Here is a 24,983-nt window from a genome sequence, read left to right as displayed (position 1 = left end):
ATAACGCTTCCTATTCGGGGCGGCAATCCACAAAGCCATTATTGCTTTAGCATTTTTTGCGCTAAGGATTTCAGGTTTAACCTTTTCAATTCAGGCATTACACTTAAGTGACTCTAGCGTTGGTACAATGCTGCCATAGCAACCCGTAACCAGGAAACCATCATGATCGACACGAAAAAAATTGAACAAATGGCCCGTCAGGTTCATGACGCGCTGCCGAAGGGAGTTCGTGAATTTGGCGATGATGTCGAGAAGAAAATCCGGCAGACGCTGCAGGCACAAATGACCCGCATGGATCTGGTCAACCGTGAAGAGTTTGATGTCCAGACTCAGGTTTTACTGCGTACGCGTGAAAAACTGGCGGCGCTGGAACAGCGTCTCGCTCAGCTGGAAAGCAAGAGTTCAGCGTCTGCCGAGCCCGCTGCCACCAGCACACCTGGCCCGGCACCGGCCATCGTGCCAGCCGCACATCCTGCTGACAAACCGGCTAAATAAAGGGCGGGCGGGAGCCCGTGCTCCCGCCGCCATGACTCAGTCGCCGCGAATGGTTTTGATGATATTGGTGGTCGAGATGCCATCTTCAAAGTTCAGCACCCGCACGTCACCGCCATTGGCCCAGACTTCCTGGCTGCCCGCGATATCTTCCGGTTTGTAATCCCCGCCTTTTACCAACAGATCGGGCAATACGCTGGCGATTAAGCGCTGTGGCGTGTCTTCTTCAAACAGCACGACCCAGTCTACCGCTTCCAGCGCACCCAGCACGATCATACGGTTTTCCTGCGGGTTCACCGGACGGCTGTCGCCTTTGAGGCGTTTGGTGGACGCATCGCTGTTTACCGCGACAATCAGGCGATCGCCCAGCTTGCGCGCGTTGGCAAGGTAGGAAACATGGCCGGCATGCAGAATGTCGAAGACGCCGTTGGTCATCACCACTTTTTCGCCGCGCTGACGCGCCATGGCGACGGCCTCTTTCAGCTCGGATTCAGTCATGATGCCAAAACCGCGCTCTGGACGCGCACGAATGGCGTTTTCCAGCTCCACGATGCTGACGGTTGATGTCCCCAACTTCCCAACAACCACGCCTGCAGCGGCGTTAGCCAGAAAACAGGCTTCTTCCAGCGAATCCCCTGCGGCTAAAGCAGCGGCCAGCACGCCAATGACGGTATCCCCGGCGCCGGTCACGTCAAACACTTCCTGCGCCTGGGTCGGCAAATGCAGGGGCGCTTTACCCGGCTGCAGCAGCGACATGCCGTTTTCAGACCGCGTGACCAGCAGGGCGGAAAGGTCGCAGTCGGCGATCAGCTTCATGCCACGTTCCACAATCTCATTCTCTGTCTTGCATTTGCCCACCACGGCTTCGAACTCAGACAGGTTGGGCGTCAGCAGCGTCGCCCCGCGGTAGCGCGCAAAATCCGTGCCTTTAGGATCGATCAGCACCGGTACATTCGCCTCGCGTGCCAGCGCGATCATCTGCTGAACACTGTCCAGTGCGCCTTTGCCGTAATCCGACAGCACCACCGCACCGCTACGGGACAGTGACTGGCGCATTTTTTCGTGCATCGGAGCGGCGTCCACCTGCTCAAATCCCTCTTCGAAGTCCAGACGGATGAGCTGTTGGTTGCGAGAGAGGACACGCAGTTTGGTAATGGTGGGATGGCTTTTTAAGGTGACAAAATCGCAGTCAACACGAACATCCTTCAGCGTTTTACTCAGTACCTGAGCCGCATCGTCTTCCCCGGTCAGTCCGATCAGACGGGAACCCGCCCCCAGCGCAGCAATGTTCATTGCCACGTTAGCGGCGCCGCCTGGGCGTTCTTCAACGGTTTCCACCTTGACCACCGGCACCGGCGCTTCAGGCGAAATACGGCTGGTGGGGCCGTACCAGTAACGATCCAACATGACATCGCCAACGACCAGCACCGAGGCCTGGCCGAACGCGGGCAAAGTAACTTTCATTCCAGACACTCCAGACTGCATTCAAAATAGTGCGCGGATGATAACACAGTTGCGACAGGTGCTATCAGCATCACGCCGTGAGAGAGTGTGGTGACTGTAGCCATCGCTGCCAGCTGGTGTTCACCGACTCTTTTTCCTGCGCAAAGGCGTCAGGTTCAACATGCCCGGGCTGCTCCTGAAGCGCCAGATGATGCAGCGCATCGCGCAGCGTGACATAAGCATGCGTGAGCGCTGCCGCTTCCTCGTCAGACATTTTGTGGTGGATTGCCATCCGTTCAAAAATCCGCACATTGTCTGACCAGCGCGTCAGGTCGGGCTGCTCCGCCGCATAGCGCAGCACCAGGTACTGGGCGATGAATTCAATATCCGTAATGCCGCCTTCGTCTGTTTTGATCTCCCAGCGGCCCTTGTGCTTGTTGCTCAGGTGCGCGCGCATTTTGTCACGCATCTCTCTGACTTCCGTTTGCAACGCTGCCGCATCGCGCGGCAGACAGAGGATCGCACGGCGAATGGCGCTAAAACGCGCGCTCAGATCGGGCTCACCGAACACCACGCGGGCGCGGACCAGCGCCTGATGCTCCCACGTCCAGGCTTCGTTGCGCTGATAGTCGTCGAAGGCTTCAAAAGTACTGACCAGCATGCCAGCCGCGCCCGAAGGCCGCAGTCGCGCATCCACTTCGTACAAAATGCCGGACGACGTACGGGTGCTGAACAGATGCATGATGCGCTGCGCCAGCCGCAGGTAAAACTGCCGTCCGTCTATGCTGCGCTCGCCCTGCGTGACGGCTTCCATCGGGCAGTCATGCAGGAAAACCAGATCGAGATCGGAGCTGTAGCCCAGTTCCCATCCTCCCAGCTTGCCATAGCCCAATACCGTGAAGCCCCGTTCGTGTTCATGCACAAGGTGTGACGGTCGGCCATAGCGCTGCACCATCATATTCCACGCCTGCTGCACCACCGATTCGATAATGGCCTCGGCCAGCCAGGTTAAGTGATCGCTCACTTTCATCACCGGCAGCGTTCCCGCAATATCCGCCGCCGCGATGCGTAATAACTGTGCCTGTTTAAACTGGCGTAATGCTTCAAGCTGCTGCTCTTCATCATCCGCAGGAATGCGCATCAGGTACTGACGCAGCTCATCCCGGTAGGCATCCGTAGCGGTTGGCTGATAGAGCGTGGCGGGATCAAGCAGCTCATCCAGTAACAGCGGATAACGTGCCAGCTGGCTGGCCACCATCGGTGAGGCTGCGCAAAGACGAATCAGGTGACGCAACGCGCCGTGATACTCGGTGAGCAGCTCAAGGTAGGTACTGCGGGTCAGAACGCTCAGCAGCAACGGCGCCAGGCGGCTGAAGGTCACCGCGGCATCGCTGCGTGAACAGACTTCACTCAGCAGTTGAGGCATCAGCTGATCCAGCGCCTGACGGCCGCGCGGGCCGATAGTGCGGTGACCGATATCCTGGCGAAACGCTTCCAGCGCCTGATTGAGAGCATGACACTGCGTGGTATCCAGTTGTGGCACCAGCGGGGCCAGCTCAGTGTCTTCCAGGCTGTCGTGCCACAGCATGTTAAAGTCGGCCAGTTCGGGGCGATCGCCCACATCCGGCGTATCCTCACCGATTAACTCATCGAAGATGGCACGCACGGCGGCCATATGCGTTTCCAGCCGGGCGCTCAGCGCAGCCCAGTCATCACAGCCCATCGCCCACGCCAGCCGGGCGCGGGGTAACGCCTCTTCCGGCAGCGTTTGCGTTTGTTCGTCCGCCAGACTTTGCAACAGGTTTTCCAGCCGACGCAGAAACAGATAAGCCGCGCGCAATGCCGCAACCTGCTCGGGTGGCAGTAAGGCCAGAGATTCAATAGCAGACAGCGTAGGTATCAAGGCCCGGAGCTGAAGCGAGCGCTCACGTCCGCCACGAATCAACTGAAAAACCTGCACGATAAATTCTGTTTCGCGAATCCCGCCCGCGCCCAGCTTGATGTTGTTTTTCAGCCCGCGGCGACGCACTTCACGCGCGATCATCGCTTTCATATTGCGTAACGACTGGATGACGCTGAAATCGATGTAGCGGCGATAAACAAAGGGCCGCAGCATCTGCTGCAGTTCCTGGCTCCAGCGATCCTGCTCATCGCCCATCAGCCGCGCCTTCACCATGGCGTAGCGCTCCCAGTCGCGGCCCTGCTCCTGGTAATAATCTTCCAGGGCGGCAAAGCTCATGACCAGCGGCCCGCTGTCGCCAAACGGGCGCAGGCGCATATCGACCCGGTAAACAAAGCCGTCGGCCGTGGGCTGATCGAGTACTTTGATCAGGCGCTGGCCCATGCGGGTAAAAAACTGCGCATTGTCGAGTTCGCGGCGACCGCCGCGCGTGGTGCCGTTTTCCGGCCAGGCAAAAATCAGATCGATATCGGAGGAGAAATTCAGCTCGCCGCCGCCCAGCTTGCCCATTCCGAGGATCAGCAGCGGCTGTGGTTCACCCGCGGCATTGCAGGGCGTGCCGAATTCGCGACAGCAGTCCTGATAAACCCAGTGGCGCGCGGCGTCGATCAGCACCTCGGCTAATACGCTCAGCTGCTGTAGCGTCTGCTCTGTCGTGGCAAGCTGCAAGCACTGCATCCAGGCAATGCGAACCAGCATGCGACGGCGAAACAGGCGCAGCACGCGCATCAGGCTGGCTTCACTGTCCACTGCCGCCATGTCTCTGCCCAGCCACTGCGTATACTGCTGCCACTCGTCGGCCACGGGTGACTGTGCGGCAATCTCCTGCCACCAGTGCGGATTCTGCTGCAGGTTATCCAGCACAAAGTCGCTGAAGGCCAGACCGGCAAGCTGCGCCTCGCTGAGAGCGGTATCCGCAAGACCGAGCTGTTCAACTGCCCGCGCGGCCTGGGTGCGCAATACGGTGGGTAAGGATGGCAACATGTTCTCTCCCTGATAGCGTGCTGTATGACTTAGCGTGGCGAACCGCTGGTTAACCAAAAGGGTGACTGTTTCATCGCCTGCGCCGTTAACCAGTCCAGGCTGGCGTGCTGCTGTTCCCTGATTGCGCGCTGCAGCTGCTGCCACGGCGCCAGCCAGTCGTGAACGGCATCCGGCGAGTAAGCGCCCGCCAGCAAATGCACCGCCAGCAGCTGTCGATCCAGACGCGTGGCCTTGTCCTGATACTCATTCACCTGATGGACGGTGCTGAAGGTTTCTTTCAGATCGGCATTGATGCGGCCCAGCATGATATCGCCAAAGCGTTTAAAGGAACCGTTGAGCTTGGTTTGCCCCTTTTCATCAATCCACTGCCGCCAATGGGCCTCGGCTAACCAGTGAGTAAGTGCTAACTGGGCCTCTACCGAGAGAGCCGAAAAACAGAAGCTGTCGGCATCGACATCTTCATTTAGCAGCGTTTCTTCCAGCGTGGTCAGCTTCTGACGCAGCTCGCTACTGGCCTTGCGCGGGACTACCGCCCCAAACAGCGCAAACGCCTGACGCAGAACATCCAGCGCCTCACGAACCGCTTCTCTGGCGCGCTTATTGCCACGCAGCCACACTTCTTCATGATATTGCCAGTGGTGAAGGCCTGCCGCCATGGCCGCCGTCATGCCCTCTTCCACCGTGGCTTTCGCCCCGGCTTTTAACAGCGGAAAGGCGGTTACCTCACGCGAGGGATTACCTTTGGCTAACTGATAGCCGCGCGCCGCCTTGCTCAGGCTGCCCATCCGCAGGTCGCCCACGGCCACTAACTGCTGAGCAAACGTCAGCAACTCGCTGCGCTGGCCACCTTTTAGCTCAAGCTCAACCTCTGACAAAGGTTCGCTCAACTCTCCCGCCGTCACGTCGCCCCGATCGCAGGCAATTTCTATTTCACTACTGCCCGCCGTGACTACCCAGATCTCTCGTTCAAAATGGGTACTGAACAGCGGCTGCAGGCGCTGCTGTAGCGCTGCTACATCCGTTCCTTCCGGCCAGATGTCTGCGGGCAGACGGCTGATGTCCAGCGTTGGCTCAGTGAGGTCAACGTTGTATTCGCCGCGCTGATGTAGCCCACCCAGCGTTTTGCCGGCGGTTTTCAGCGTCATTTCGTAGCGTTGATCAACGCCCCGAATGCGCAATCCCATATTCCAACGACGTAACTGATTATCGTCGGTTTCAAAATAGATATTGGTCAGCTGACGGGCAGCCTGGTGCTGATGCGGAAACGCCGCCAGCCGTTCTGCCAGTTTCCCGGCAGCATTGGGTTTAGCAATGAACTTAAGTTCGATTTCGATGGTCATATTTTTTTATTCACTAACGCCGCTGGCACTTAAGGATATATTCCCTGCCTGTTTAAGGTTATCTTCTGCTGCATCCACTGAGCTGAAGGTTAGGGTTTTCAGGCGAAGAGTAATGCACAGAAGCCGGACTGTCTCTGCTTTCTTTGTGCTTTCGCTACCCTTTTCGCACTGTCATGAGACCAGGATAGTTCTCATTCAGATTTACGCGAAGCCTCTACAGACTGTGCCGGTAAATTATCTTTAATTTTTAAGCAAAACGAAATCTAATGAAAAAAATCACACTCGCTGGAATCACTTTGCTGGCCCTCAGCACCCTTGCACCTGCTCACGCCGATGAAAAACGTTACGTTTCTGACGAATTATCCACCTGGGTTCGTAGCGGTCCCGGCGACCAGTTTCGCCTGCTGGGCAAGCTGAATGCGGGTGAACAGGTACAGCTGCTGCAGACCAATGATGCCACCAAATATGGCCAGGTACGCGATGCCGAAGGCCGCACCGTCTGGATCCCCCTGTCGCAGCTGAGTGAAAATCCCAGCCTGCGCACCCGGGTACCGCAGCTGGAACAACAGGTTAAAGACCTGACCGCCAAGTTAGCCAATATTGATAACAGCTGGAATCAGCGCACCGCCGAAATGCAGAACAAAGTGGCCAGCAGCGACAGCGTGATCAACGGCTTAAAAGAGCAAAATCAGAAGCTGAAAAACGAACTGATCGTGGCGCAGAAGAAAGTCAGCGCCGCTAACGTTCAGCTGGATGACAAACAGCGTACGATCATCATGCAGTGGTTTATGTATGGTGGCGGCGTGCTAGGCGTCGGCCTGCTGCTTGGGCTACTGTTGCCGCACATGGTGCCGCGCCGTAAGAAAAACGATCGCTGGATGAACTAGTTTTACCACCGCTCGCTATCAGGGGATCGTAAGATGCCCCTTTTGGCCTGTCTGCAATATGTCGAATTTGTGCAACAATAGAGTTTGTGCCCGTCTGGATTCAGGTGCCGGAAGCCCACAGACGCGCAGATCACTTATTTATCTCTGGAGTTGTGCGTGAAGACGTTTCTTGTTGGCGGTGCAGTGCGCGATGCGCTGTTGAAGTTGCCGGTTAAAGACAAAGACTGGGTGGTGGTAGGCGCGACCCCGGAAGCCATGCTGGAACAAGGCTACCAGCAGGTCGGCCGCGATTTCCCCGTGTTTCTGCATCCCGACAGCCGGGAAGAGTATGCGCTGGCACGTACCGAACGGAAGAACGGCAAAGGCTACACCGGGTTCACGACCTGGTCGGCGCCAGACGTCACGCTGGAGCAGGATTTACAGCGCCGCGATTTGACGATTAACGCCATTGCCCGCGACGATCAAGGCGAGCTTTACGATCCCTACCACGGACAAAAGGATATTGCCGACCGGCAGCTGCGCCACGTTTCCGATGCCTTTAGTGAAGATCCCCTGCGCGTCCTGCGCGTCGCGCGTTTTGCCGCGCGCTTCGCCCACCTTAATTTTCGTATTGCCGACGAAACGCAGGCGCTGATGCGACAAATGGCAGAGAGCGGCGAGCTGGCCGATCTCACGGCCGAACGCGTCTGGAAAGAGACGGAAAAAGCCCTGTCCTCCCATAATCCCCAGGTTTACTTCCAGGTACTGCGCGACTGCGGCGCATTGCAGGGACTGTTTCCGGAAATCGATAACCTGTTCGGCGTGCCGGCGCCCGCCCGATGGCACCCGGAAATTGATACCGGGGTTCACACGCTGATGGCGTTAACCCTGTCTGCTGGCCTCTCGGAAGCGATTGACGTGCGCTTTGCGACGCTGTTTCACGATGTCGGTAAAGCCTTAACGCCGGTGGAAAAATGGCCCAGCCATCACGGACATGGCCCGGCAGGCGTTCCGCTGGTCGCCGCGCTGTGTCAACGGCTACGCGTGCCGAATGCGATCCGTGATCTGGCGCTGCTGGTCACGGAGTTTCACGACATGATGCATACCATTGAGCAGCGCCCTGCCGACGCGTTGATTGGCTTATTTGACCGTCTTGACGCCTGGCGCAAACCCGAGCGGGTTAACCAACTGGCGCTGTGCAGCGAAGCGGATGCCCGCGGACGCGGTGGCCTTGCCAACATGCCTTATCCCCAGGGCAACTACCTGCGACGTGCGTTTGCCCTGGCTCAGGCCGTGCCATCTAAGGCGGTCGTGGAGGCGGGATTTAAAGGGATAGAGGTGCGGGAAGAGCTCACGCGACGTCGTATTGAGGCTGTCGAACAGGGCTTAGCGTAACGCGGCCAGTCGCCCGACCGCGTTACCCTGTGGCTTACATGAAAATCATGTACACCGCGCCCGCCACGATAAAGCGGTAGATGGCAAATGACACGAAAGAGATGCGTTTGATCAGCTCCAGGAACACTTTGATGGCCAGCAACGCGACAACGAATGCGGTGATAAAGCCCACCGCAAACATCGGGAAGTCGGCCATCGTCAGGAAGCCGAGGCTTTTATAGATATCCAGCCCTGTCGCCCCGATCATCATCGGTACGGCCAGGATAAACGAGAACTCGGATGCGGCATAGCGGCTCACGCCCATCAGCATCCCACCTGAAATGGTGGCGCCCGAACGCGAGAAGCCCGGCCACAGCGCCAGACACTGGAAGCAGCCAATCATAAACGCCTGACGATAGGTGATATCATCAATACCTGGTGATTTTGGCTGTTTCGGTTTCAGGAATTCCGCTGCCAGCAGCAGTAAGCCCCCGACCACCAGCGCATACATCACGTTAATCGGATTAAACAACGTTTTAATCTGATCGTGCAGCGCCAGACCAACCACCACCGCAGGGATCATGCCCAACAGGATATGGATCAGGGTTAACCGACCTGTCCCGACACCTTCATGTTTCACTTCACCAAAGTGAATGCCGATCAATCCAAACAAACGCCGCCAGAACATCACGACGACGGCAAGAATGGAACCTAACTGAATGACCACTTCAAAGGTTTCTGCTTTGTCGCCCTCAAAGCCCAGCAGGTGCCCCACTATAATCATGTGCCCGGTAGAAGAGACCGGTAAGAACTCGGTTAACCCTTCTACCACGCCCAGGATTGCAGCTACCCACAGCTGATGAAGATCTGCCATCAATGTATTCCCTCTGTCCGTTTTAAAACCATGAAAAAGGCGCTAGCTGTTGCGCTATCGCCTTAAATCTTATCTGCTTAAGTCTGAGTAAAACCTTAAGCTCAACTGCCGTTTAGTCTGTCGTAACGAAACGGCACGTGCTGAGACAAACAGTAATTTGGTTTGGTTTCATTGTGATGGCAATCACATCGTAACTATTTAGGAATAGTCCCGCGCTCAATTCGCACGCCAACCTGCGCTGCCTGAGCCACCGCGCCCGGTTTTGCTACCCTGATGCGCACGCCAGGTGAATTGAAACGGTTCATCAACAGATCCGCAATTTCTTCCGCTACGCGCTCCACCAACGCAAAACGCTGTCCCGTCAGATGCGACAGAATCGCTTCTGAGACATCGGCATAGCTCAGGCAGTCTTTCACATCGTCGCTGGCGGCGGCCTGACGGTTATCCCACGCCATTTCTACATCGATCACCAGCTTCTGCTGAATCCCCTGCTCCCAGTCGTAAACCCCTATCGTGGTGAAGACGGTGAGTTGTTCTATAAAGACGATATCCATGATGATGCTCTCTGTTTTTGGTCGCGCCGGATACCACTTCCGGCAGATTGTGCGTATTATCCATGGTAGACGTGATCAAAACGACCCCAAAGGAAACGGGACGGTGTTATGAGTGCTTTCGCGCTTGGTATGATTATTTTCGCGTATCTGTGCGGTTCAATTTCCAGTGCGATTCTGGTTTGCAAACTCGCCGGTTTACCCGATCCCCGCACCCACGGTTCAGGCAACCCGGGCGCAACCAACGTACTGCGTATCGGCGGCAAACTGGCGGCTGCGTCTGTGCTGGTGTTCGATATTGTGAAAGGTATGCTGCCCGTGTGGCTGGCCTATCTGTTTCATGTGCCCCCGCTTTATCTGGGCTTAACCGCCATTGCTGCCTGTCTGGGCCATATTTATCCGGTCTTTTTTCGCTTTCGTGGCGGGAAAGGCGTGGCGACGGCGTTTGGTGCAATCGCCCCCATTGGCTGGGACCTGACCGGACTCATGACGGGAACGTGGCTACTGACCGTGCTGCTGAGCGGCTACTCATCGCTTGGCGCGATTGTCAGTGCGCTTATCGCGCCGTTTTATGTCTGGTGGTTTAAGCCACAGTTTACGTTTCCGGTTTCCATGCTCTCCTGCCTGATTTTACTGCGTCATCATGACAACATTCAGCGCCTGTGGCGCGGTCAGGAAAGCAAAATCTGGAAGCGAAAAAAGAAAAAGTAAGCGTAAAAAAAGCCGGTTAACCGGCTTTTTGGATCTCAGATGGCGGGCAGTTCCGACAAGGGCCAGCGCGGCCTGACGCTCACGCCCAGTTCTCCCCGCGTGCCGCCTTTAAGGCGCACCATGCCCGCGTAGGCAATCATGGCCCCGTTATCGGTACAAAATTCAGGACGGGCATAGAACACCTCACCGCCCCGCTTTTGCATCATCACGGCCATCTGTTCACGCAGGGTGCGGTTAGCACTGACGCCGCCCGCAATGACCAGACGTTTAAAACCCGTATGATCCAGCGCGCGTTTGCATTTAATCGCCAGCGTATCGACAACCGCATCTTCAAACGCCCGGGCGATATCGGCGCGGGTTTGCGCGTCATCGTCATTGCCACGAATGGTATTCGCGGCAAAGGTTTTCAGGCCTGAGAAACTAAAATCCAGCCCCGGACGATCCGTCATCGGGCGCGGGAAGGTGAACCGCCCGGCGGTGCCCTGCTGCGCCATTTTCGACAGCATCGGGCCGCCAGGATAATCCAGCCCCAGCAGTTTGGCGGTTTTATCGAAGGCTTCACCTGCAGCATCGTCAATCGACTCGCCCAGCAGTGTGTATTCGCCAATACCGGTGACGCTGATTAACTGCGTGTGACCGCCTGAAACCAGCAATGCGACAAACGGGAACGCGGGCGGATTCTCTTCCAGCATCGGTGCCAGCAGATGACCTTCCATATGGTGCACCGGCACCGCAGGTACCTTCCACGCAAAGGCCAGCGCGCGTCCAACCGTTGCGCCCACCAGCAACGCGCCCACCAGGCCCGGTCCGGCGGTATAGGCGACCGCATCAATTTGCTGCGGCGCCAGGTTGGCCTGCTTCAGGGCCGCCTGGATCAGCGGCACCGTTTTGCGCACGTGATCGCGCGATGCCAGTTCCGGCACCACGCCGCCGTAATCGGCATGCAGTTTTACCTGGCTGTACAGTTGGTTAGCCACCAAGCCAGCCTCGTCATCATAGATTGCGATGCCGGTTTCATCGCACGATGTTTCAATACCCAGAATTCGCATTGCTTCACCTCATTCTTGCGGCGCGCAGTTTAGCATAGCCCTTGCACGAAAAGAGGATGCAATCCACGCAAAAAGTCATTTTCTGCTGCCTAAAGAGTGCGCTATACTCCCGCCCCTGGAAAAAACCGGCAGCCGCACAGGCAAACGCTCCTGTTGGTTCTAAATTATCCATGGTGCTTTACAAGCCGACGCGAGTTGGAGTAAAATGCTGCACCATTTTGAAATGTGCTGGCGCCGCAGTCAGCAGCAAAACCGAATTTTATTGAGGTGAGAGTTACATGCCGGTAATTAAAGTACGTGAAAACGAGCCGTTCGACGTAGCACTGCGTCGCTTTAAGCGTTCCTGCGAGAAAGCAGGCGTTCTGGCTGAAGTTCGTCGTCGTGAGTTCTATGAAAAACCAACGACCGAACGTAAGCGCGCTAAAGCATCTGCAGTTAAGCGTCATGCCAAAAAACTGGCTCGCGAAAACGCACGCCGCACTCGTCTGTACTAATTTCCCGGAGGTTCGCCTCCACAGCGTGATAAACGCAGACCGAGTCAAGTAAAAGGCCGTGCTTTCCGAAAGGAAGCGCGGCTTGTTGTCGTTTATGAGCTGAAAAAACGGGGCTTATGGCAGGACGTATTCCACGCGTATTTATCAATGACTTACTTGCCCGCACGGACATCGTGGAGTTAATCGATGCCCGCGTTAAGCTGAAAAAGCAGGGAAAAAATTATCATGCGTGTTGTCCTTTCCATAATGAGAAAACGCCCTCTTTTACCGTAAATGGCGAAAAGCAGTTTTATCACTGCTTTGGTTGCGGCGCTCACGGTAACGCAATCGACTTTCTGATGAACTATGATCGTCTTGAGTTTGTTGAAAGTATTGAAGAGTTAGCCACTTCCCATGGTTTAGACGTACCTTACGAAGCGGGCAATGGGCCAAGCCAGATGGAACGCCATCAGCGCCAGAGCCTGTACCAGCTGATGGAGAACCTGAACGGTTTTTATCAGCAGAGTTTGCAGCAGTCCAGCGCCCAGTCAGCACGCGATTATCTTGAACATCGTGGTCTGAGCGCCGACATCATCAACCATTTTTCGATTGGCTATGCGCCCGCCGGTTGGGACAACGTCCTGAAACGCTTCGGCAAGCAGCCTGAAGATCGTGAATCGTTGATGGAAGCGGGGATGCTGGTCAGTAACGACAAAGGCCGGGTTTATGACCGCTTTCGCGAGCGCGTGATGTTCCCGATTCGCGATAAGCGAGGCCGCGTCATCGGTTTTGGTGGCCGCGTGCTGGGTAATGATACGCCTAAGTATCTGAACTCACCGGAAACGCCAGTTTTTCATAAAGGCCGTCAGCTCTATGGCCTGTATGAAGCGTTAAAAAATCATCCTGAACCTAAACGCCTGTTAGTGGTGGAAGGCTATATGGATGTGGTTGCCCTGGCGCAATTCGGCGTGGATTACGCGGTTGCGTCACTGGGGACATCAACCACGGCTGAACATATTCAGCTGCTGTTTCGCAGCACGGACAACGTGATCTGCTGTTATGACGGCGATCGGGCTGGACGTGAGGCAGCATGGCGTGCACTTGAAACCGCATTGCCTTACATGAATGACGGTCGTCAACTACGCTTTATGTTTCTACCCGACGGCGAAGACCCGGATACGCTGGTTCGCCAGGAGGGTAAAGCCGCATTTGAGGCGAGGATGGAGCAGGCGATGCCGCTCTCTTCGTTTCTGTTCGACAGCCTGCTACCTCAGGTAGATTTGAGCTCTCGCGACGGTAAAGCACGTTTAAGTACGTTGGCGTTGCCGCTGATCACACAGATTCCCGGTGAAACACTGCGTATCTATATGCGTCAGGCGCTGGGTAACAAGTTAGGTATTCTGGATGACTCTCAGCTTGAAAAGCTGATGCCAAAGCAGGCCCCGGGCGGAAGCGCACCGGTCGCCCCACCGCTTAAACGCACCACGATGCGCGTTTTAGTGGCGCTGCTGATTCAGAATCCGCAGCTGGCAACCCTGGTGCCGTCACTGGACGGGCTTGCCGAGTCGAAAATTGCCGGTTTACCGTTATTTATTGAATTAGTGACGCGCTGTAATGAGAATCCTGGATTGACCACCGGTCAGCTACTAGAGTTATATCGCGGAACAAATTTTAGCCAGACGCTTGAAACACTGGCCGTCTGGAACCACATGATAGTGGATGAGGAAAGCGAGGCGGTATTTCAGGACTCCCTTGCCAGCGTTTATGACTCGGCGTTGGAAGAGCGACTGGAGTTCCTGATTGCGCGTGAACGTACGCACGGGCTCAGTACCGACGAGCGACGCGAGCTCTGGGCGCTGAGCCAGGCCTTCGCGAAAAAGTAACGCATTATCCGGCCTGCGGCTTCCCTTAACCGAAGCGGCAGGCTGAAAAATTGAGGGGCGAAGCACGTTTTGTTTCTGTTGGCGCGCAGTCACCAGAGCGTACTGATGTACGTGAGGATGACGAGCACTTGGCAGCGGCAAAAATGGCCAGTAAGCCAGCTTCCGCCTTCGGGCCGTCGGCGTCGAAGCAAGTTTTGTCGCTGAAAGCACGCAGTCACCGGAGCGTACTGATGTACGTGAGGATGACGAGCACTTAGCAGCGGCAAAAATGGCGAGTAAGCCAGCTTCCGCCCTCGGGCCGTCGGCGTCGAAGCAAGTTTTGTCGCTGAAAGCGCGCAGTCACCGGAGCGTACTGATGTACGTGAGGATGACGAGCACTTGGTAGCGGCAAAAATGGCGAGTAAGCCAGGCCCGACATAAAATTTGCGGCTTAAGTGCCGATTACTGATGGGCAAAGCCCAGGCCGCGACGAAGGCAGCGGCGAGAATAAATGCCTTCACTGTTATTGTTGGCACGCTGCCGACCAACACCAATCTAATTAACAGAAGTGTGGATACCGTCTTATGGAGCAAAACCCGCAGTCACAGCTCAAGCTTCTTGTCACCCGTGGTAAGGAGCAAGGCTATCTGACCTATGCTGAGGTCAATGACCATCTGCCGGAAGATATCGTCGACTCCGATCAGATCGAAGACATCATCCAGATGATTAACGACATGGGCATTCAGGTGGTTGAAGAAGCCCCGGACGCCGACGATCTGATGCTGAATGAAAACAGCTCCGATACTGACGAAGATGCCGCGGAAGCTGCCGCTCAGGTATTATCCAGCGTTGAATCTGAAATTGGCCGCACCACTGACCCGGTTCGCATGTACATGCGTGAAATGGGTACCGTTGAACTGCTGACCCGCGAAGGCGAAATCGACATCGCGAAGCGTATCGAAGACGGTATTAACCAGGTTCAGTGTTCCGTTGCTGAATACCCGGAAGCCATTACCTACCTGCTGGATCAGTACGATCGCGTTGAAGCAGGCGAGTCGCGCCTGTCAGATTTAATCACTGGCTTTGTTGATCCCAACGCTGAAGAAGACCTGGCACCGACCGCCACTCACGTGGGTTCTGAGCTGTCTGAAGCCGATCGTAATGACGACGAAGATGACGATGAAGAGAGCGATGACGACAGCTCTGACGACGATAACTCTATCGATCCAGAACTGGCGCGCGAGAAGTTCTCTGACCTTCGCACGCAGTACGAAACCACGCGTGACGTGATCAAAAGCAAAGGACGCAGCCATGCTGCCTCGGTTGCCGAGATCCAGAACCTGTCTGACGTCTTTAAGCAGTTCCGCCTGGTACCGAAGCAGTTCGACTACCTCGTGAACAACATGCGTGAAATGATGGAGCGTGTCCGTACTCAGGAACGTTTGATCATGAAGCTGTGTATTGAAGTGTGCAAAATGCCGAAGAAAAACTTCATTACGCTGTTCACCGGTAACGAGACTAACGAGAGCTGGTTCAAAGCCGCACTGGCCATGAACAAGCCGTGGTCTGAAAAACTGCTGGACGTGCAGGATGACGTGATGCGTTCTCTGCAGAAACTGGCCCAGATTGAAGAAGAAACCGGCCTGACCATCGAGCAGGTGAAAGACATCAACCGTCGTATGTCGATCGGTGAAGCGAAAGCCCGCCGCGCGAAGAAAGAGATGGTTGAAGCTAACCTGCGTCTGGTCATTTCAATCGCGAAGAAATACACCAACCGTGGTCTGCAGTTCCTGGATCTGATTCAGGAAGGTAACATCGGTCTGATGAAAGCGGTTGATAAGTTCGAATACCGTCGCGGCTATAAGTTCTCAACTTATGCCACATGGTGGATTCGTCAGGCGATTACCCGTTCTATCGCTGACCAGGCGCGTACCATCCGTATTCCGGTGCATATGATTGAGACCATCAACAAACTCAACCGTATCTCGCGCCAGATGCTGCAGGAGATGGGACGCGAGCCGACGCCAGAAGAACTGGCTGAGCGCATGTTGATGCCTGAAGATAAGATCCGTAAGGTGCTGAAGATTGCCAAAGAGCCTATCTCTATGGAGACGCCGATTGGTGATGATGAAGATTCACATCTGGGGGATTTTATCGAAGACACCACGCTGGAGCTGCCGCTGGACTCTGCCACCTCTGAAAGCCTGCGTTCTGCGACCCATGACGTGCTGGCTGGCCTGACCGCCCGTGAAGCCAAAGTGCTGCGCATGCGTTTCGGCATCGATATGAACACCGACCACACGTTAGAAGAAGTAGGCAAACAGTTTGACGTAACCCGTGAGCGTATCCGTCAGATTGAAGCGAAAGCCCTGCGTAAACTGCGCCATCCGAGCCGCTCGGAAGTGCTGCGCAGCTTCCTCGACGATTAAGTCAGTTAAAACCCCGGTTCGCCGGGGTTTTTTATATCTGCCGCCCTTCCCCACTTTTCACGCCTGACCTTTAACCTTGTGCCTGTAGCGCATCGTACATCTGACGATACATCGCCACCATCTCTTCCAGTGATGCCCGATTCAGTCCGCTGGGATTCGGCAGCACCCAGACCTGGGTTTTCCCCATGTGAATCGGCTGCTCGCCCCACTCCACCTTGCTCTGCCGAAACGCGCGTTTAAACGCGTCTTTGCCCAGGATAGCCAGCGCAGCAGGCTGATAACGTAGCACCTTGTCCATCAGCCGCTGACCGCCATCCCGTAGCTCATCACCACCCAGTTCATTCGCCTGGATGGTCGGACGCTCGACCAGCATCGTGATACCGCATCCGGTCTCCAGTAAGCGCTGCTCCTCTTCCGGCTTCAGCTGCTGCTCGGTAAACCCTGCCAGATAAATCACCTTCCAGAAGCGGTTACCCGGATGCGCAAAGTGATAGCCGGTGTGCGCGGTTGACTGGCCGGGATTGATGCCGCAAAACAGCACGTTCAGATCCGTTGCAATGATATCGGTGATGTTGTGTTCGCTCATGGTGCTCCTGGCTTTGCGCTGCGCCTTACAGCCGCTCACGCATCCTTATTCGTCATAATCTTGCCACTGATTAAAGCGCATTTGCCGGTTAACGTCCTGGCCTGAGTGGGTTTTTTTTATTGTTAAGCGGGGAAAGACATTTAAGGATAACAGCGTCAGTTGCACCGCCGCCCATCAGCCAGAGATTTTCGTCTGTTTTATCATAGTTATCAGCAAGTAAAACATTGCTGCTTATTTCAGCAACCAGCCGAACAACGCTGGATTGCCCTGGACAGATACTTTATAATCCCCGCTCCATTGGCCCCTTAGCTCAGTGGTTAGAGCAGGCGACTCATAATCGCTTGGTCGCTGGTTCAAACCCAGCAGGGGCCACCAAATTTAGTGATTAAAATCATGAACTTAAGCCACCTCGCAAGGGTGGCTTTTTTGTTGGTATTTACCCAAGTGGCAGCAAAATGGCAGCAGCTTTTTTGTCTTAACACGACTTTCCGCACCCTAACGCATATTTGAGCCAAAAAAAAACCCGCCAAGCGGGCTTTTACATCCAAAGAACTTGTTGAGAACCGCGATCCGGATGGGGCGGTACGCTGTCCACTTTGCCCGGAGTCATGATTATGTCAGTGACAGTTTCATGCGATTTAAAAGTGCAGCTGCAATTTATATTCTGGCACTGGTTATAACGCTCTTTGGTATTTTTGGACACCTGAAAGCTACTTCTCGTGTGTGCGGCGTTACCACACATAGGACAATTCATCATCGTTTAAGCCCCATCGCATTTTTAATCAATTATACACAAACATTTGTTTTGAGATACATCTCATTCCATTTGCAATTAATCAATTTTCACTTCCAGCTCGATGCTGGTCGTGTAGCCACTGTCGGCACTCAGGCTGTGTGTCAGCGTGGTAATGATCCATTCCCCGTCATCAATCTGTTTCTTAAACCCAGTTACCTTTACCGGCATTTCGGTGTAAAGCTCAGCGCGCCCGCGTGCCAGCTGTATTGAGAAGGTCGCAACACCGCGCTGCAGCCGTTCCCACTGCATTTTTGCTGCCCGCTCTGCGTTTGACCGGTTGGCATAGGTGCGGCTCAGCACCAGCACGTTTTCATCGGTGCCGACGAGGTAATCACCCTGTTTCGCTTCCGGCTCTTTTTTCTTCGCCGTAGTTTTGCGACGACGCTTCACCTTCGTTTGTGGCTTTTTCGCTGGCTCGCGCGTATGCAGCCAGCTGGCAATCACGCCGGTGTAGGCGTCGCGGTCAGCCAGGGTAAAGCGGTGACTGTCTCCGTCACGGCGCTGTATGGTGATGACCGGCAGCGCCTTGCCGCTGGCGTTTTTGCCCTGCCCCTGCCGGATAAACAGCAGTTTGCCATCCTTGACGCAGGCCAGCGCACCGCACTGGCGGGCCACGCGCATCAGAAAACTGGCGTCGGATTCGTTGGTCTGGTCGATGTGGTCGATTGCCATTCTCTCAACGTCTGTGCCCAGCGCTAAATCCAGCTTGTGCTTTTCCGCAATGGCTTTGGTAATTTCGCCTACCGTGGTTTTGTGCCACGACTTTTCGCGTCTGGTGTTCAGAGTCTGGCGAAAGTCGGCGCTACGGGCGCGCAGCGTCAGCCGGTCGGGCGTGCCGCTGTGCTCAATCTCATCAACCGTATAGCTGCCCTTGCTGATAAGCGGTTCACCCTCCCAGCCCAGCGCCAGCTTCAAAACAACACCCCGGCGTGGTAGCTGCAGCAGGCCGTCCGCGTCGTCCAGTTCAATGTCCAGCTGGTCGGCCTCAAAGCCCCGGTTATCGGTCAGCGTCAGGCTGATGAGCCGCTTTTGTATGGTCTGCGTCACGTCTGCGCCTGCCATCGTCAGGCGAAACGCCGGGGCGCTGGCCGCCCCTTTTACCCAGCTTTCTGCCTGCATCATCAGAAAAGCCCTCCCACTGCTGCAGTAACTTTACCGGCCACCCCTGCCGCCGCGCTTTTCATGGCATCCAGCTGGCCGCTCAGGCTGCCGAACATCTCGCCCAGCGACTCGTCTGCACGCTTAAGCGTCAGCGTAAATTCAATGCGCCTGCACGCGCCGTTACTGAAAAACTCCGCTTTGGTCTGGCTCAGGCTCTCAATCACGTACATGCCGTAAATGGTGCCGCTGCCTTCAATGAGCGGCCAGGCGCGGCCCAGCTCCGCAATCTGCTCCAGCGCATACAGCGACAGTCTGCCGCCGGTCAGCTCCGGCAGCAGCACGCCGGAAAGCGTCAGCGTGTCGGTGTCAGGCCCGGCAAACTGCAGCGACGGGCGAAAGCCCACGCGGTTATTGGACGGAAACCGCCAGCTGCGCTGCAGCTGCAGCTCCTGATAAGGCACCGTTTCCAGCATGAAAACGAACAGCCCCAGCGTCATCATCATTCGTCAAATCCCCCCTGATCACGGTAAGAACTGCGCGCGCGGGCCTCGGCCTGGCGCTGTTCGGCCTTGAGCCTGCGCATCACCTTATCAACCAGATCGTCCTGGCTCTCCCCCGGCTGCTGCACGATGGTGAATGATGCGTTGATTTGCGGCGCGGCAACCGGCGGCGCGGCCTGTGCGCGCTGCGCTTTACTCTGGTATGCCTGCGCGGGCAGGCTCATCGGGTGTAGCTGGCGGGCTGCTGCAGGTGCGGCGGCCATACCCAGCGCCAGCGCAGCCGATGCGGCCAGTGCGGCAGTGCGGCGACGGCTGGTAATGCGCGCCGGGCCGTTGACCAGTTCCGGCCCGTTCTCGCCCGCAATGCCGTACTGACCGGCGGGAATGTAGCCGCCATTGTCATAGAGTCCGGCAAAGCCCGTCGGGGATGCCGGACTTAACGGGTTGACCGGTGTCGCGCCGCCCTTGTCCGCTGATGGCTTCATGAATCCCGGCAGCAAATCCGTCATGGATGACAGTCTGGCCTTGAGCGCCTCCCATTTGGCCGTGATGCCGTCAAGGAGTGCGCTTATCATGTTGCTGCCCGCTTCTTTAAACCGCTCCGGCAGCGTGCTGGCCGAGTTAACCAGTTCATCCCATTTCTGCGACACGGCAACCCTGATACTTTGCCATGTCCCGGCGATGCCGTCGCGTATCGCGTCCCAGCCTCTGCTGATGACTCCCTGCAGTGCGCCATCCGCGAACAGGGATTTAACCCACGTCCACGCACCGGCTATTTTGCCTTTGATGGCCTCCCACGCTGCCGACGTGTTATCTGTCACGCGCTGCCAGAGTGCATCAAACATCGGCCCGAGGGTGTCCCAGTTACGCCAGATGTAAATTGCTGCCATTGCGATAAGGCCCAATACGGCCAGAATCGGGTTGGCAAACATCAGGCGGCCCAGCCACAGAATGCCGCTGCCGACGATACGCAACGCCTTACCAATCATCCCGAATGCGCCCGCGCCCTTAAAGCCCAGCGTCGCCATGCTGAGCCTGATAACCGCCATCGGCCCGACAATGGCTGCAAAGCCGATGGCCAGCGTTCCCAGACCGATGACAATGGCAGACACCGCCGCGCCGACTTTCACCAGCGCGCCAGCCAGTGCCTTGTTTTTCTCAATCCACTGCGCTGCGCTGTTGGTGACCTTTTTAATCAGCCCCATGATGTCCATGAGCGGCTGGCGCAGCGTATCCCCTAACCCGCTCATGGCGTTATTGAGACCGGTTTTGGACAACAGCCACTGCGCGGACAGGGAATCTTTGTTGATGGCAGACTCTTTCTCCATCGAACCCTTCGCCGCATCGCCCTGCGTCAGGGCCAGCTGTCGGCGCAGCTCCGGCAGGTTGTTGGCAAGTTTCGCCGCATCCTTGCCGAACTCCTTGCCGAATATCATCGTCAGCGCAGACAGGCGCTTGTTGTCTGGCAGCTTTTTGACCTTCTCCAGTACGCTGATGATGGTTCCCATCGCGTCCGTGGTCATCTGCTTTTCAATCTTTTTCGGGTCCAGCTTAAGCAGCGTCATGCCTTCCTGAAAGCGCTTGCCCTGCATGGTGGCAATCGACAGCTCGCGCACCATCGCGTTGGCCGAACTCGCCGCAATCTCAGAGGTTGCACCGAGTGAAAGGAACGTGGAACCCAGCGCCGCCGCCTTGCGAAAGTCCAGTCGGTCAGCGTTGCCGCCCATGCGCTGCAGCACGTCGATAATGTCCGCGCCCTTGGACATGGCGTTATCGTCTAAATAGTTCAGCGCATCGCCCAGCTGCTCAATGTTGCGGGTCGGTATCTTGTACAGCTGGCTGATTTTACCCAGCCCCTCGGCCAGCTGGTCGGCGGGCAGCTCAAACGCCGTTGACGCCTTGGCCGCCGTGGTGGCAAAGGCCAGTAAGTCGCGCTTCTGGTCGGCGTAAGAATCATTCTGATTGGTGACGCCCATGCGTGCGCCGCCTTCAACCAGCGCGGCATAGTCAACCGCGCCGTGCTCCATCGGCAGTTGCTCACTGGCGGCCTTGATGGCGGCCTGCATGTCGTAAAACTGCGCGGTGCGGTTGCCTTTGTCATCGCGCAGCCCGTTGACCTGCTTTGCCACGCCCTTCATGGCGTCTTCCATATCCGCCGAGGCTTTGATAGCCGCCGCAAACGGCACGCCCATTGCCATGCCCGCCGCCGTGGCTGTCGCCCCTGCTCCGGCCACCCTGTCGCGGGCCTCCAGCGTTTTGCCGTAGCGCTCACGCACGGCGCGCATTTTTGCCTGGCGCTCGCCCAGCTTTTTAAGCTCACGCTGCTGCCGCTCGATGGCGTCACTCGCTGCGCTGGCGTCGGTTTTCAGTCGGCGCTGTGCCGCGCTCAGCTGCTTTGTGTCGATACCAGCGGCGGTCAGCGCGCCGCGCTGCTGCTGTACCGAGCGCAGCAGGCCGTTGTAACTCTGCTGCAGGTCATTAACACGGTTTTTGGCCTGCTCAAGTAAGCGGGACTGCTGCGCAGTGGGGCGGTTGGTGGCGGCAAACTGTGTCGCCAGCGCGGCGGCCTCGTGTCGGGCCGAGGCCAGATTTTTTTCAGTGATGGCAAGCTGCTGGCGCGTTTTGCGAAAGCCGTCAATGCGCCCGGCCTGATCGTTCAGGCTTTTCAGGCTTTCTTTGCTGGCTTTGAGGGCGGCGGACAGCTCCCTGGAGCCGTCGCGCGCACTGCGGAAAGGGCGGGTGATTTTGTCCACCGCCTTAAGTACCACCTGCAGGCGCAGGTCTCTGTCACTCATCGTCACCGGCTCCGTTACGCAGGATCGCTTTGTGCCGCCACATCAGCACGTCCGCCAGCGACTCCGCGAACATGACCGGCGGCGGCCAGTGAAACACGGTGGCGATGTCTGCCACCAGGTCATCTACGCTCAGCTCTGCGGGATAGTCGAAAGCGCCGACCTCGTTAACAAAAAAGACACCACCTCCACCGACAGCGACACCAGATCGGCGGGGTCCATTTCGTTGATTTCCTGAGCCGTCAGCGCAGGCGTTGACACGCGCGGCAGCACGGTCATCACCGCGTTGACGTCCATTTCCATCAACGCCTGCAGGCGCACGCCGCGCAGCGCACCGGACTGCGGCTTGCGCAGTACCACCTCTGTGATTTCGGTTTTGCCGCGCTTGATTGGGGTGTCCAGGGTGACGGTTTTTTCGTTTTTGATGTCGCTCATGTTCTTAATCCACTGAAAAATTGATAAAAGCAGCAGGCCAGCGCCTGCTGCCGTGATTACAGGCCCAGCGCGCTGCGGTGCGCTTCCATCATGTCCTTGCCGTCCACGATGTGAACCATGTTGACCAGATCCACCTCAAACAGCACTTCGCCATTGATGGTCAGCTTGGCGTAGCTGTTGGTCGCGGAAACCTTGGTCGTGTTGGCGTCGCCGGTTTTCCACTCGCCCGAATCCAGCTCCTTGTAGCGCCCGCGCGTGACCAGCTCCACCGCCTGCACCTCGCCGGTATCGTCACGCTGGATTGAGCCGGTAAAGCGCAGCTGCACCGCGTCCACGGTTTCCGCGCCCAGCTGCTTGAACAGCAGCGCTTCGGTGCCGCCGACGGTGAATTCCGTGTCCAGCGCGCCATCGTCCAGGCCCATATCAATATCAACCGCACCAGCCATGCCGCCACCGCGGTACTTCTCAAACTTGCGGGTCAGCTTTGGCAGCGTCAGGGACTCAACCAGCCCCTGCCAGTTGTTGCCTGCGTTGAACAGGTTCAGGTGTTTTAACTTACGGGGTAAGGCCATGTGTTCAGCTCCTTATGCTTTAACGCTGGCGGCGAAGTTGACCAGGTACTGGTCAGTAATGCGCTGGCGCAGCATCAGGTTTTCCAGCGGCGGCACCGGCGTGTAGTCGTAGTCGATAAACAGCTGTCCGGCCTTGAGCGTCTCTTTGGTGTTCACCGAGTCATCCAGCCAGCAGCTTGCGCCGATGAGATAGCCCTGATTCACCAGGCTGCGCAGCTTCGCGTTGATGCCTTCGATAATGTCGCGGGCAAGCGACGGATTAAGCGGCCCGTCAACGGCCCACATCTGCGCCTCGGCCATCGTGTCGGCCAGCACCTGCGCCGTGCGGGTGTAGGTTTCGAACTGAAAGAGCGGGTCATCACTCAGGCAGCGCGAACCCCAGAAGCGGAAGCCGTCTTTACGGATCAGCGTGGTGACGTCGTTCTGGTTCAGCAGGCCCGCATCGGTTGCCGGATCCTGCAAGTCCCACGACACGTCTTTAGAAATGCCGGTGACGCCGTTCACGCCGACGTTAGACAGGGACTTGTGCCAGCCGGTTGTTTCGTCAATTCTGGCGCGCAGGCCAAGCGCACGGGCGGTGGCATACGCCGCCGCATCGGCTTTCAGCACGGTGTCAAAGCTGATGAAGTCAGGCCAGATGAGCATCCCTTCGCGCTGATTGAAATTGGCGCGGTACGCGATGACCTCGGACACGGTTTTGCAGCCGTAAGCCGAGATATACGCAAAGGCTTTCAGGCTCTGCGCCACGCTCAGCAGCTCGGTGGCGACTGCTTTGGTATCATGCCCCGGTACGCCGAGGATGCGCGGCTTCACGCCGCAAACGGTCTGCGCGGCCAGCAGGGCTTTCATGCCGGTGCGCATCCCGTCATCGGTCACGCCGCCGATGATGTTGGCCGAGGTTTCCGCCTCGGTTGCGCCCTGCGCCACGCGCACGACGACGACGAGCGGTTTCGCCTGGTCGGCAATGGCGTCGAGCGATGCGGCAAGCGTGCCGGTTTTGCCCGCTTTGCCGCTGGCGGTGAGAATGTCGGTGAGTAAAACGGGACGGTTCAGCGGGAACAATTCCGCGTCGGCATCGTCGCCGGTACAGACCATCCCGATGATGGCCGTGCTGACGGTGGTAATGGTTCGGGTGCCTTCGTTAACTTCAATAACGCGCACGCCGTGATGATAGTCCTGTGCCATGTAACGGATCTCCGGTTAAGGGGTTCCGCTATGGTGTAAGGGATGGGGCGCGCGCGCACCCTGCGGCCATTGTCTGGCGAATGACACAAAGGAAAAAGGCCCGAAACGGGCCTCTTGTTATGTTGCGGGCTTTTCCGGCCAGCTGATGTCCGGCGCGGTGCCGGTATTGGTGGCGGTCAGCGCATCGATATAATCCATCCAGGCGTTGAGCCTGGCGCGCTCGTCATCGGTGAGTGTGCGGCCCATCAGCAGTTTGGTCTGCCCGACGCTGATCGCCTGCTGCGCCGCCACCATCAGCTGCGCTTTCTCGTTATCCGCCATCTGGCGGTATTGCTCAGCGGTTGGCAGCGGCATGTCAGCCCACTGCGGCAGGCCGTTTTTATCTGCGGCCCTGATTTTGCCCTCTGCCGGTTTTTCCAGTGCAAACTTCTGATAGCTTGCGTAATCCACCGGCTTTAGGTCATCAGGCCAGTAATTGCCCGCAATGTAGCTTTCGCGCAGTGACTCAAAAAAGAACGTGTTTTCTGATGCGCTGTAATAAATACCTTCGTTCATGTCACACCCCGATGCCGATACAGAAAAATGGCTTTGATACCGTTGCGCCGGTA

Annotated in this window: 23 protein-coding genes and 1 tRNA gene; 8 read left to right on the top strand and 16 right to left on the bottom strand. The window is 56.9% G+C overall.

The genetic code is table 11. The features are described 5' to 3' along the window. Positions 1 to 162 precede the first annotated feature (162 nt). Entirely contained in the window at positions 163 to 495 is a 333-nt protein-coding gene (gene ubiK, locus AAIE03_RS00120) for a ubiquinone biosynthesis accessory factor UbiK (protein ID WP_158150465.1), read from the top strand. Positions 496 to 531: 36 nt separating this feature from the next. On the opposite strand, the gene hldE is transcribed toward ubiK, so the two are convergent. The 3 genes from hldE to AAIE03_RS00105 all read right to left on the bottom strand — a co-directional run bounded on the left by hldE (position 532) and on the right by AAIE03_RS00105 (position 6,219). Further along, positions 532 to 1,956, bottom strand: coding sequence for a bifunctional D-glycero-beta-D-manno-heptose-7-phosphate kinase/D-glycero-beta-D-manno-heptose 1-phosphate adenylyltransferase HldE (gene hldE, locus AAIE03_RS00115; protein WP_014605027.1), 1,425 nt, complete (start codon positions 1,954 to 1,956; stop codon positions 532 to 534). Positions 1,957 to 2,026: 70 nt separating this feature from the next. Continuing rightward, the gene (gene glnE, locus AAIE03_RS00110; RefSeq protein WP_014594639.1) at positions 2,027 to 4,879 is read right to left on the bottom strand and encodes a bifunctional [glutamate--ammonia ligase]-adenylyl-L-tyrosine phosphorylase/[glutamate--ammonia-ligase] adenylyltransferase; all 2,853 of its coding nucleotides are present in this window, start codon (positions 4,877 to 4,879) and stop codon (positions 2,027 to 2,029) included. A gap of 29 nt (positions 4,880 to 4,908) precedes the next feature. Further along, positions 4,909 to 6,219, bottom strand: a complete 1,311-nt coding sequence (locus AAIE03_RS00105) for a CYTH domain-containing protein (RefSeq protein ID WP_028715812.1) — start codon at positions 6,217 to 6,219, stop codon at positions 4,909 to 4,911. 266 nt (positions 6,220 to 6,485) lie between these two features. Here AAIE03_RS00105 and AAIE03_RS00100 point away from each other — a divergent pair, with 266 nt between their 5' ends. Both AAIE03_RS00100 and AAIE03_RS00095 read left to right on the top strand, forming a co-directional pair. Continuing rightward, complete coding sequence (locus AAIE03_RS00100; RefSeq protein WP_013027252.1) at positions 6,486 to 7,106, top strand: TIGR04211 family SH3 domain-containing protein; 621 nt, start codon at positions 6,486 to 6,488, stop codon at positions 7,104 to 7,106. A gap of 156 nt (positions 7,107 to 7,262) precedes the next feature. Further along, on the top strand, positions 7,263 to 8,480 hold the full coding sequence (locus AAIE03_RS00095) for a multifunctional CCA addition/repair protein (RefSeq protein WP_015699493.1): 1,218 nt from the start codon (positions 7,263 to 7,265) through the stop codon (positions 8,478 to 8,480). Positions 8,481 to 8,514: 34 nt separating this feature from the next. On the opposite strand, the gene bacA is transcribed toward AAIE03_RS00095, so the two are convergent. Together bacA and folB are read right to left on the bottom strand one after the other, a co-directional pair. Continuing rightward, a complete protein-coding gene (bacA, locus tag AAIE03_RS00090; RefSeq protein WP_014594643.1) occupies positions 8,515 to 9,333 on the bottom strand; it encodes an undecaprenyl-diphosphate phosphatase in 819 nt (272 codons plus the stop codon). 194 nt (positions 9,334 to 9,527) lie between these two features. After that, the gene (folB, locus tag AAIE03_RS00085) at positions 9,528 to 9,887 is read right to left on the bottom strand and encodes a bifunctional dihydroneopterin aldolase/7,8-dihydroneopterin epimerase (RefSeq protein ID WP_013027255.1); all 360 of its coding nucleotides are present in this window, start codon (positions 9,885 to 9,887) and stop codon (positions 9,528 to 9,530) included. 108 nt (positions 9,888 to 9,995) lie between these two features. Here folB and plsY point away from each other — a divergent pair, with 108 nt between their 5' ends. Beyond that, positions 9,996 to 10,595 (top strand): glycerol-3-phosphate 1-O-acyltransferase PlsY, encoded by a 600-nt coding sequence (gene plsY / locus AAIE03_RS00080; RefSeq protein WP_013027256.1) that lies wholly within the window; start codon positions 9,996 to 9,998, stop codon positions 10,593 to 10,595. Positions 10,596 to 10,630: 35 nt separating this feature from the next. Here the strand turns inward: plsY and tsaD are convergent, their stop codons facing one another. Then, positions 10,631 to 11,644 (bottom strand): tRNA (adenosine(37)-N6)-threonylcarbamoyltransferase complex transferase subunit TsaD, encoded by a 1,014-nt coding sequence (gene tsaD / locus AAIE03_RS00075; RefSeq protein ID WP_013027257.1) that lies wholly within the window; start codon positions 11,642 to 11,644, stop codon positions 10,631 to 10,633. A gap of 278 nt (positions 11,645 to 11,922) precedes the next feature. Here tsaD and rpsU point away from each other — a divergent pair, with 278 nt between their 5' ends. From rpsU to rpoD, 3 genes are all read left to right on the top strand, one after another. Beyond that, on the top strand, positions 11,923 to 12,138 hold the full coding sequence (gene rpsU, locus AAIE03_RS00070; RefSeq protein ID WP_001144069.1) for a 30S ribosomal protein S21: 216 nt from the start codon (positions 11,923 to 11,925) through the stop codon (positions 12,136 to 12,138). 116 nt (positions 12,139 to 12,254) lie between these two features. Next, on the top strand, positions 12,255 to 14,000 hold the full coding sequence (gene dnaG, locus AAIE03_RS00065) for a DNA primase (RefSeq protein WP_029570674.1): 1,746 nt from the start codon (positions 12,255 to 12,257) through the stop codon (positions 13,998 to 14,000). 563 nt (positions 14,001 to 14,563) lie between these two features. Continuing rightward, positions 14,564 to 16,408, top strand: a complete 1,845-nt coding sequence (gene rpoD, locus AAIE03_RS00060) for an RNA polymerase sigma factor RpoD (RefSeq protein ID WP_013027259.1) — start codon at positions 14,564 to 14,566, stop codon at positions 16,406 to 16,408. 70 nt (positions 16,409 to 16,478) lie between these two features. Here rpoD and mug read toward each other — a convergent pair whose 3' ends face one another. Then, positions 16,479 to 16,994 carry a G/U mismatch-specific DNA glycosylase gene (gene mug, locus AAIE03_RS00055; protein ID WP_275233675.1) on the bottom strand — a complete coding sequence of 172 codons (516 nt, stop codon included), beginning with the start codon at positions 16,992 to 16,994 and terminating at the stop codon, positions 16,479 to 16,481. 299 nt (positions 16,995 to 17,293) lie between these two features. Between mug and AAIE03_RS00050 the strand changes: the two genes are divergently transcribed. After that, positions 17,294 to 17,369, top strand: a tRNA-Ile gene (locus AAIE03_RS00050). Positions 17,370 to 17,532: 163 nt separating this feature from the next. On the opposite strand, the gene AAIE03_RS00045 is transcribed toward AAIE03_RS00050, so the two are convergent. From AAIE03_RS00045 to AAIE03_RS00005, 9 genes are all read right to left on the bottom strand, one after another. Beyond that, positions 17,533 to 17,751, bottom strand: coding sequence for an ogr/Delta-like zinc finger family protein (locus tag AAIE03_RS00045; RefSeq protein WP_072137143.1), 219 nt, complete (start codon positions 17,749 to 17,751; stop codon positions 17,533 to 17,535). Positions 17,752 to 17,826: 75 nt separating this feature from the next. After that, positions 17,827 to 18,912 carry a phage late control D family protein gene (locus tag AAIE03_RS00040; protein WP_498562682.1) on the bottom strand — a complete coding sequence of 362 codons (1,086 nt, stop codon included), beginning with the start codon at positions 18,910 to 18,912 and terminating at the stop codon, positions 17,827 to 17,829. Beyond that, positions 18,912 to 19,394: a phage tail protein gene (locus AAIE03_RS00035; protein ID WP_105082415.1), complete on the bottom strand. Its 483-nt coding sequence runs from the start codon at positions 19,392 to 19,394 to the stop codon at positions 18,912 to 18,914. The genes AAIE03_RS00040 and AAIE03_RS00035 overlap by 1 nt, the downstream gene beginning before the upstream one ends. After that, a complete protein-coding gene (locus AAIE03_RS00030) occupies positions 19,391 to 22,186 on the bottom strand; it encodes a phage tail tape measure protein (RefSeq protein ID WP_498562681.1) in 2,796 nt (931 codons plus the stop codon). Before AAIE03_RS00030 ends, AAIE03_RS00035 begins: the two co-directional genes overlap by 4 nt. Then, complete coding sequence (locus AAIE03_RS00025) at positions 22,179 to 22,301, bottom strand: GpE family phage tail protein (RefSeq protein ID WP_013027006.1); 123 nt, start codon at positions 22,299 to 22,301, stop codon at positions 22,179 to 22,181. Before AAIE03_RS00025 ends, AAIE03_RS00030 begins: the two co-directional genes overlap by 8 nt. 14 nt (positions 22,302 to 22,315) lie before the next feature. Continuing rightward, entirely contained in the window at positions 22,316 to 22,618 is a 303-nt protein-coding gene (locus AAIE03_RS00020; RefSeq protein WP_145031933.1) for a phage tail assembly protein, read from the bottom strand. Between the two features lie 56 nt (positions 22,619 to 22,674). Then, positions 22,675 to 23,190 (bottom strand): phage major tail tube protein, encoded by a 516-nt coding sequence (locus AAIE03_RS00015; RefSeq protein ID WP_024471058.1) that lies wholly within the window; start codon positions 23,188 to 23,190, stop codon positions 22,675 to 22,677. 12 nt (positions 23,191 to 23,202) lie between these two features. Continuing rightward, positions 23,203 to 24,375, bottom strand: a complete 1,173-nt coding sequence (locus tag AAIE03_RS00010; RefSeq protein WP_498562680.1) for a phage tail sheath protein — start codon at positions 24,373 to 24,375, stop codon at positions 23,203 to 23,205. A gap of 117 nt (positions 24,376 to 24,492) precedes the next feature. Next, the coding region (locus AAIE03_RS00005; protein WP_498562679.1) for a tail fiber assembly protein at positions 24,493 to 24,983 on the bottom strand (491 nt) is incomplete at its 5' end.

It is taken from the genome of Pantoea sp. Ae19-2, assembly GCF_059801205.1.
The sequence above is the reverse complement of the archived record's forward strand: the minus strand, read 5'-3'. Positions and strand labels throughout refer to the sequence as shown.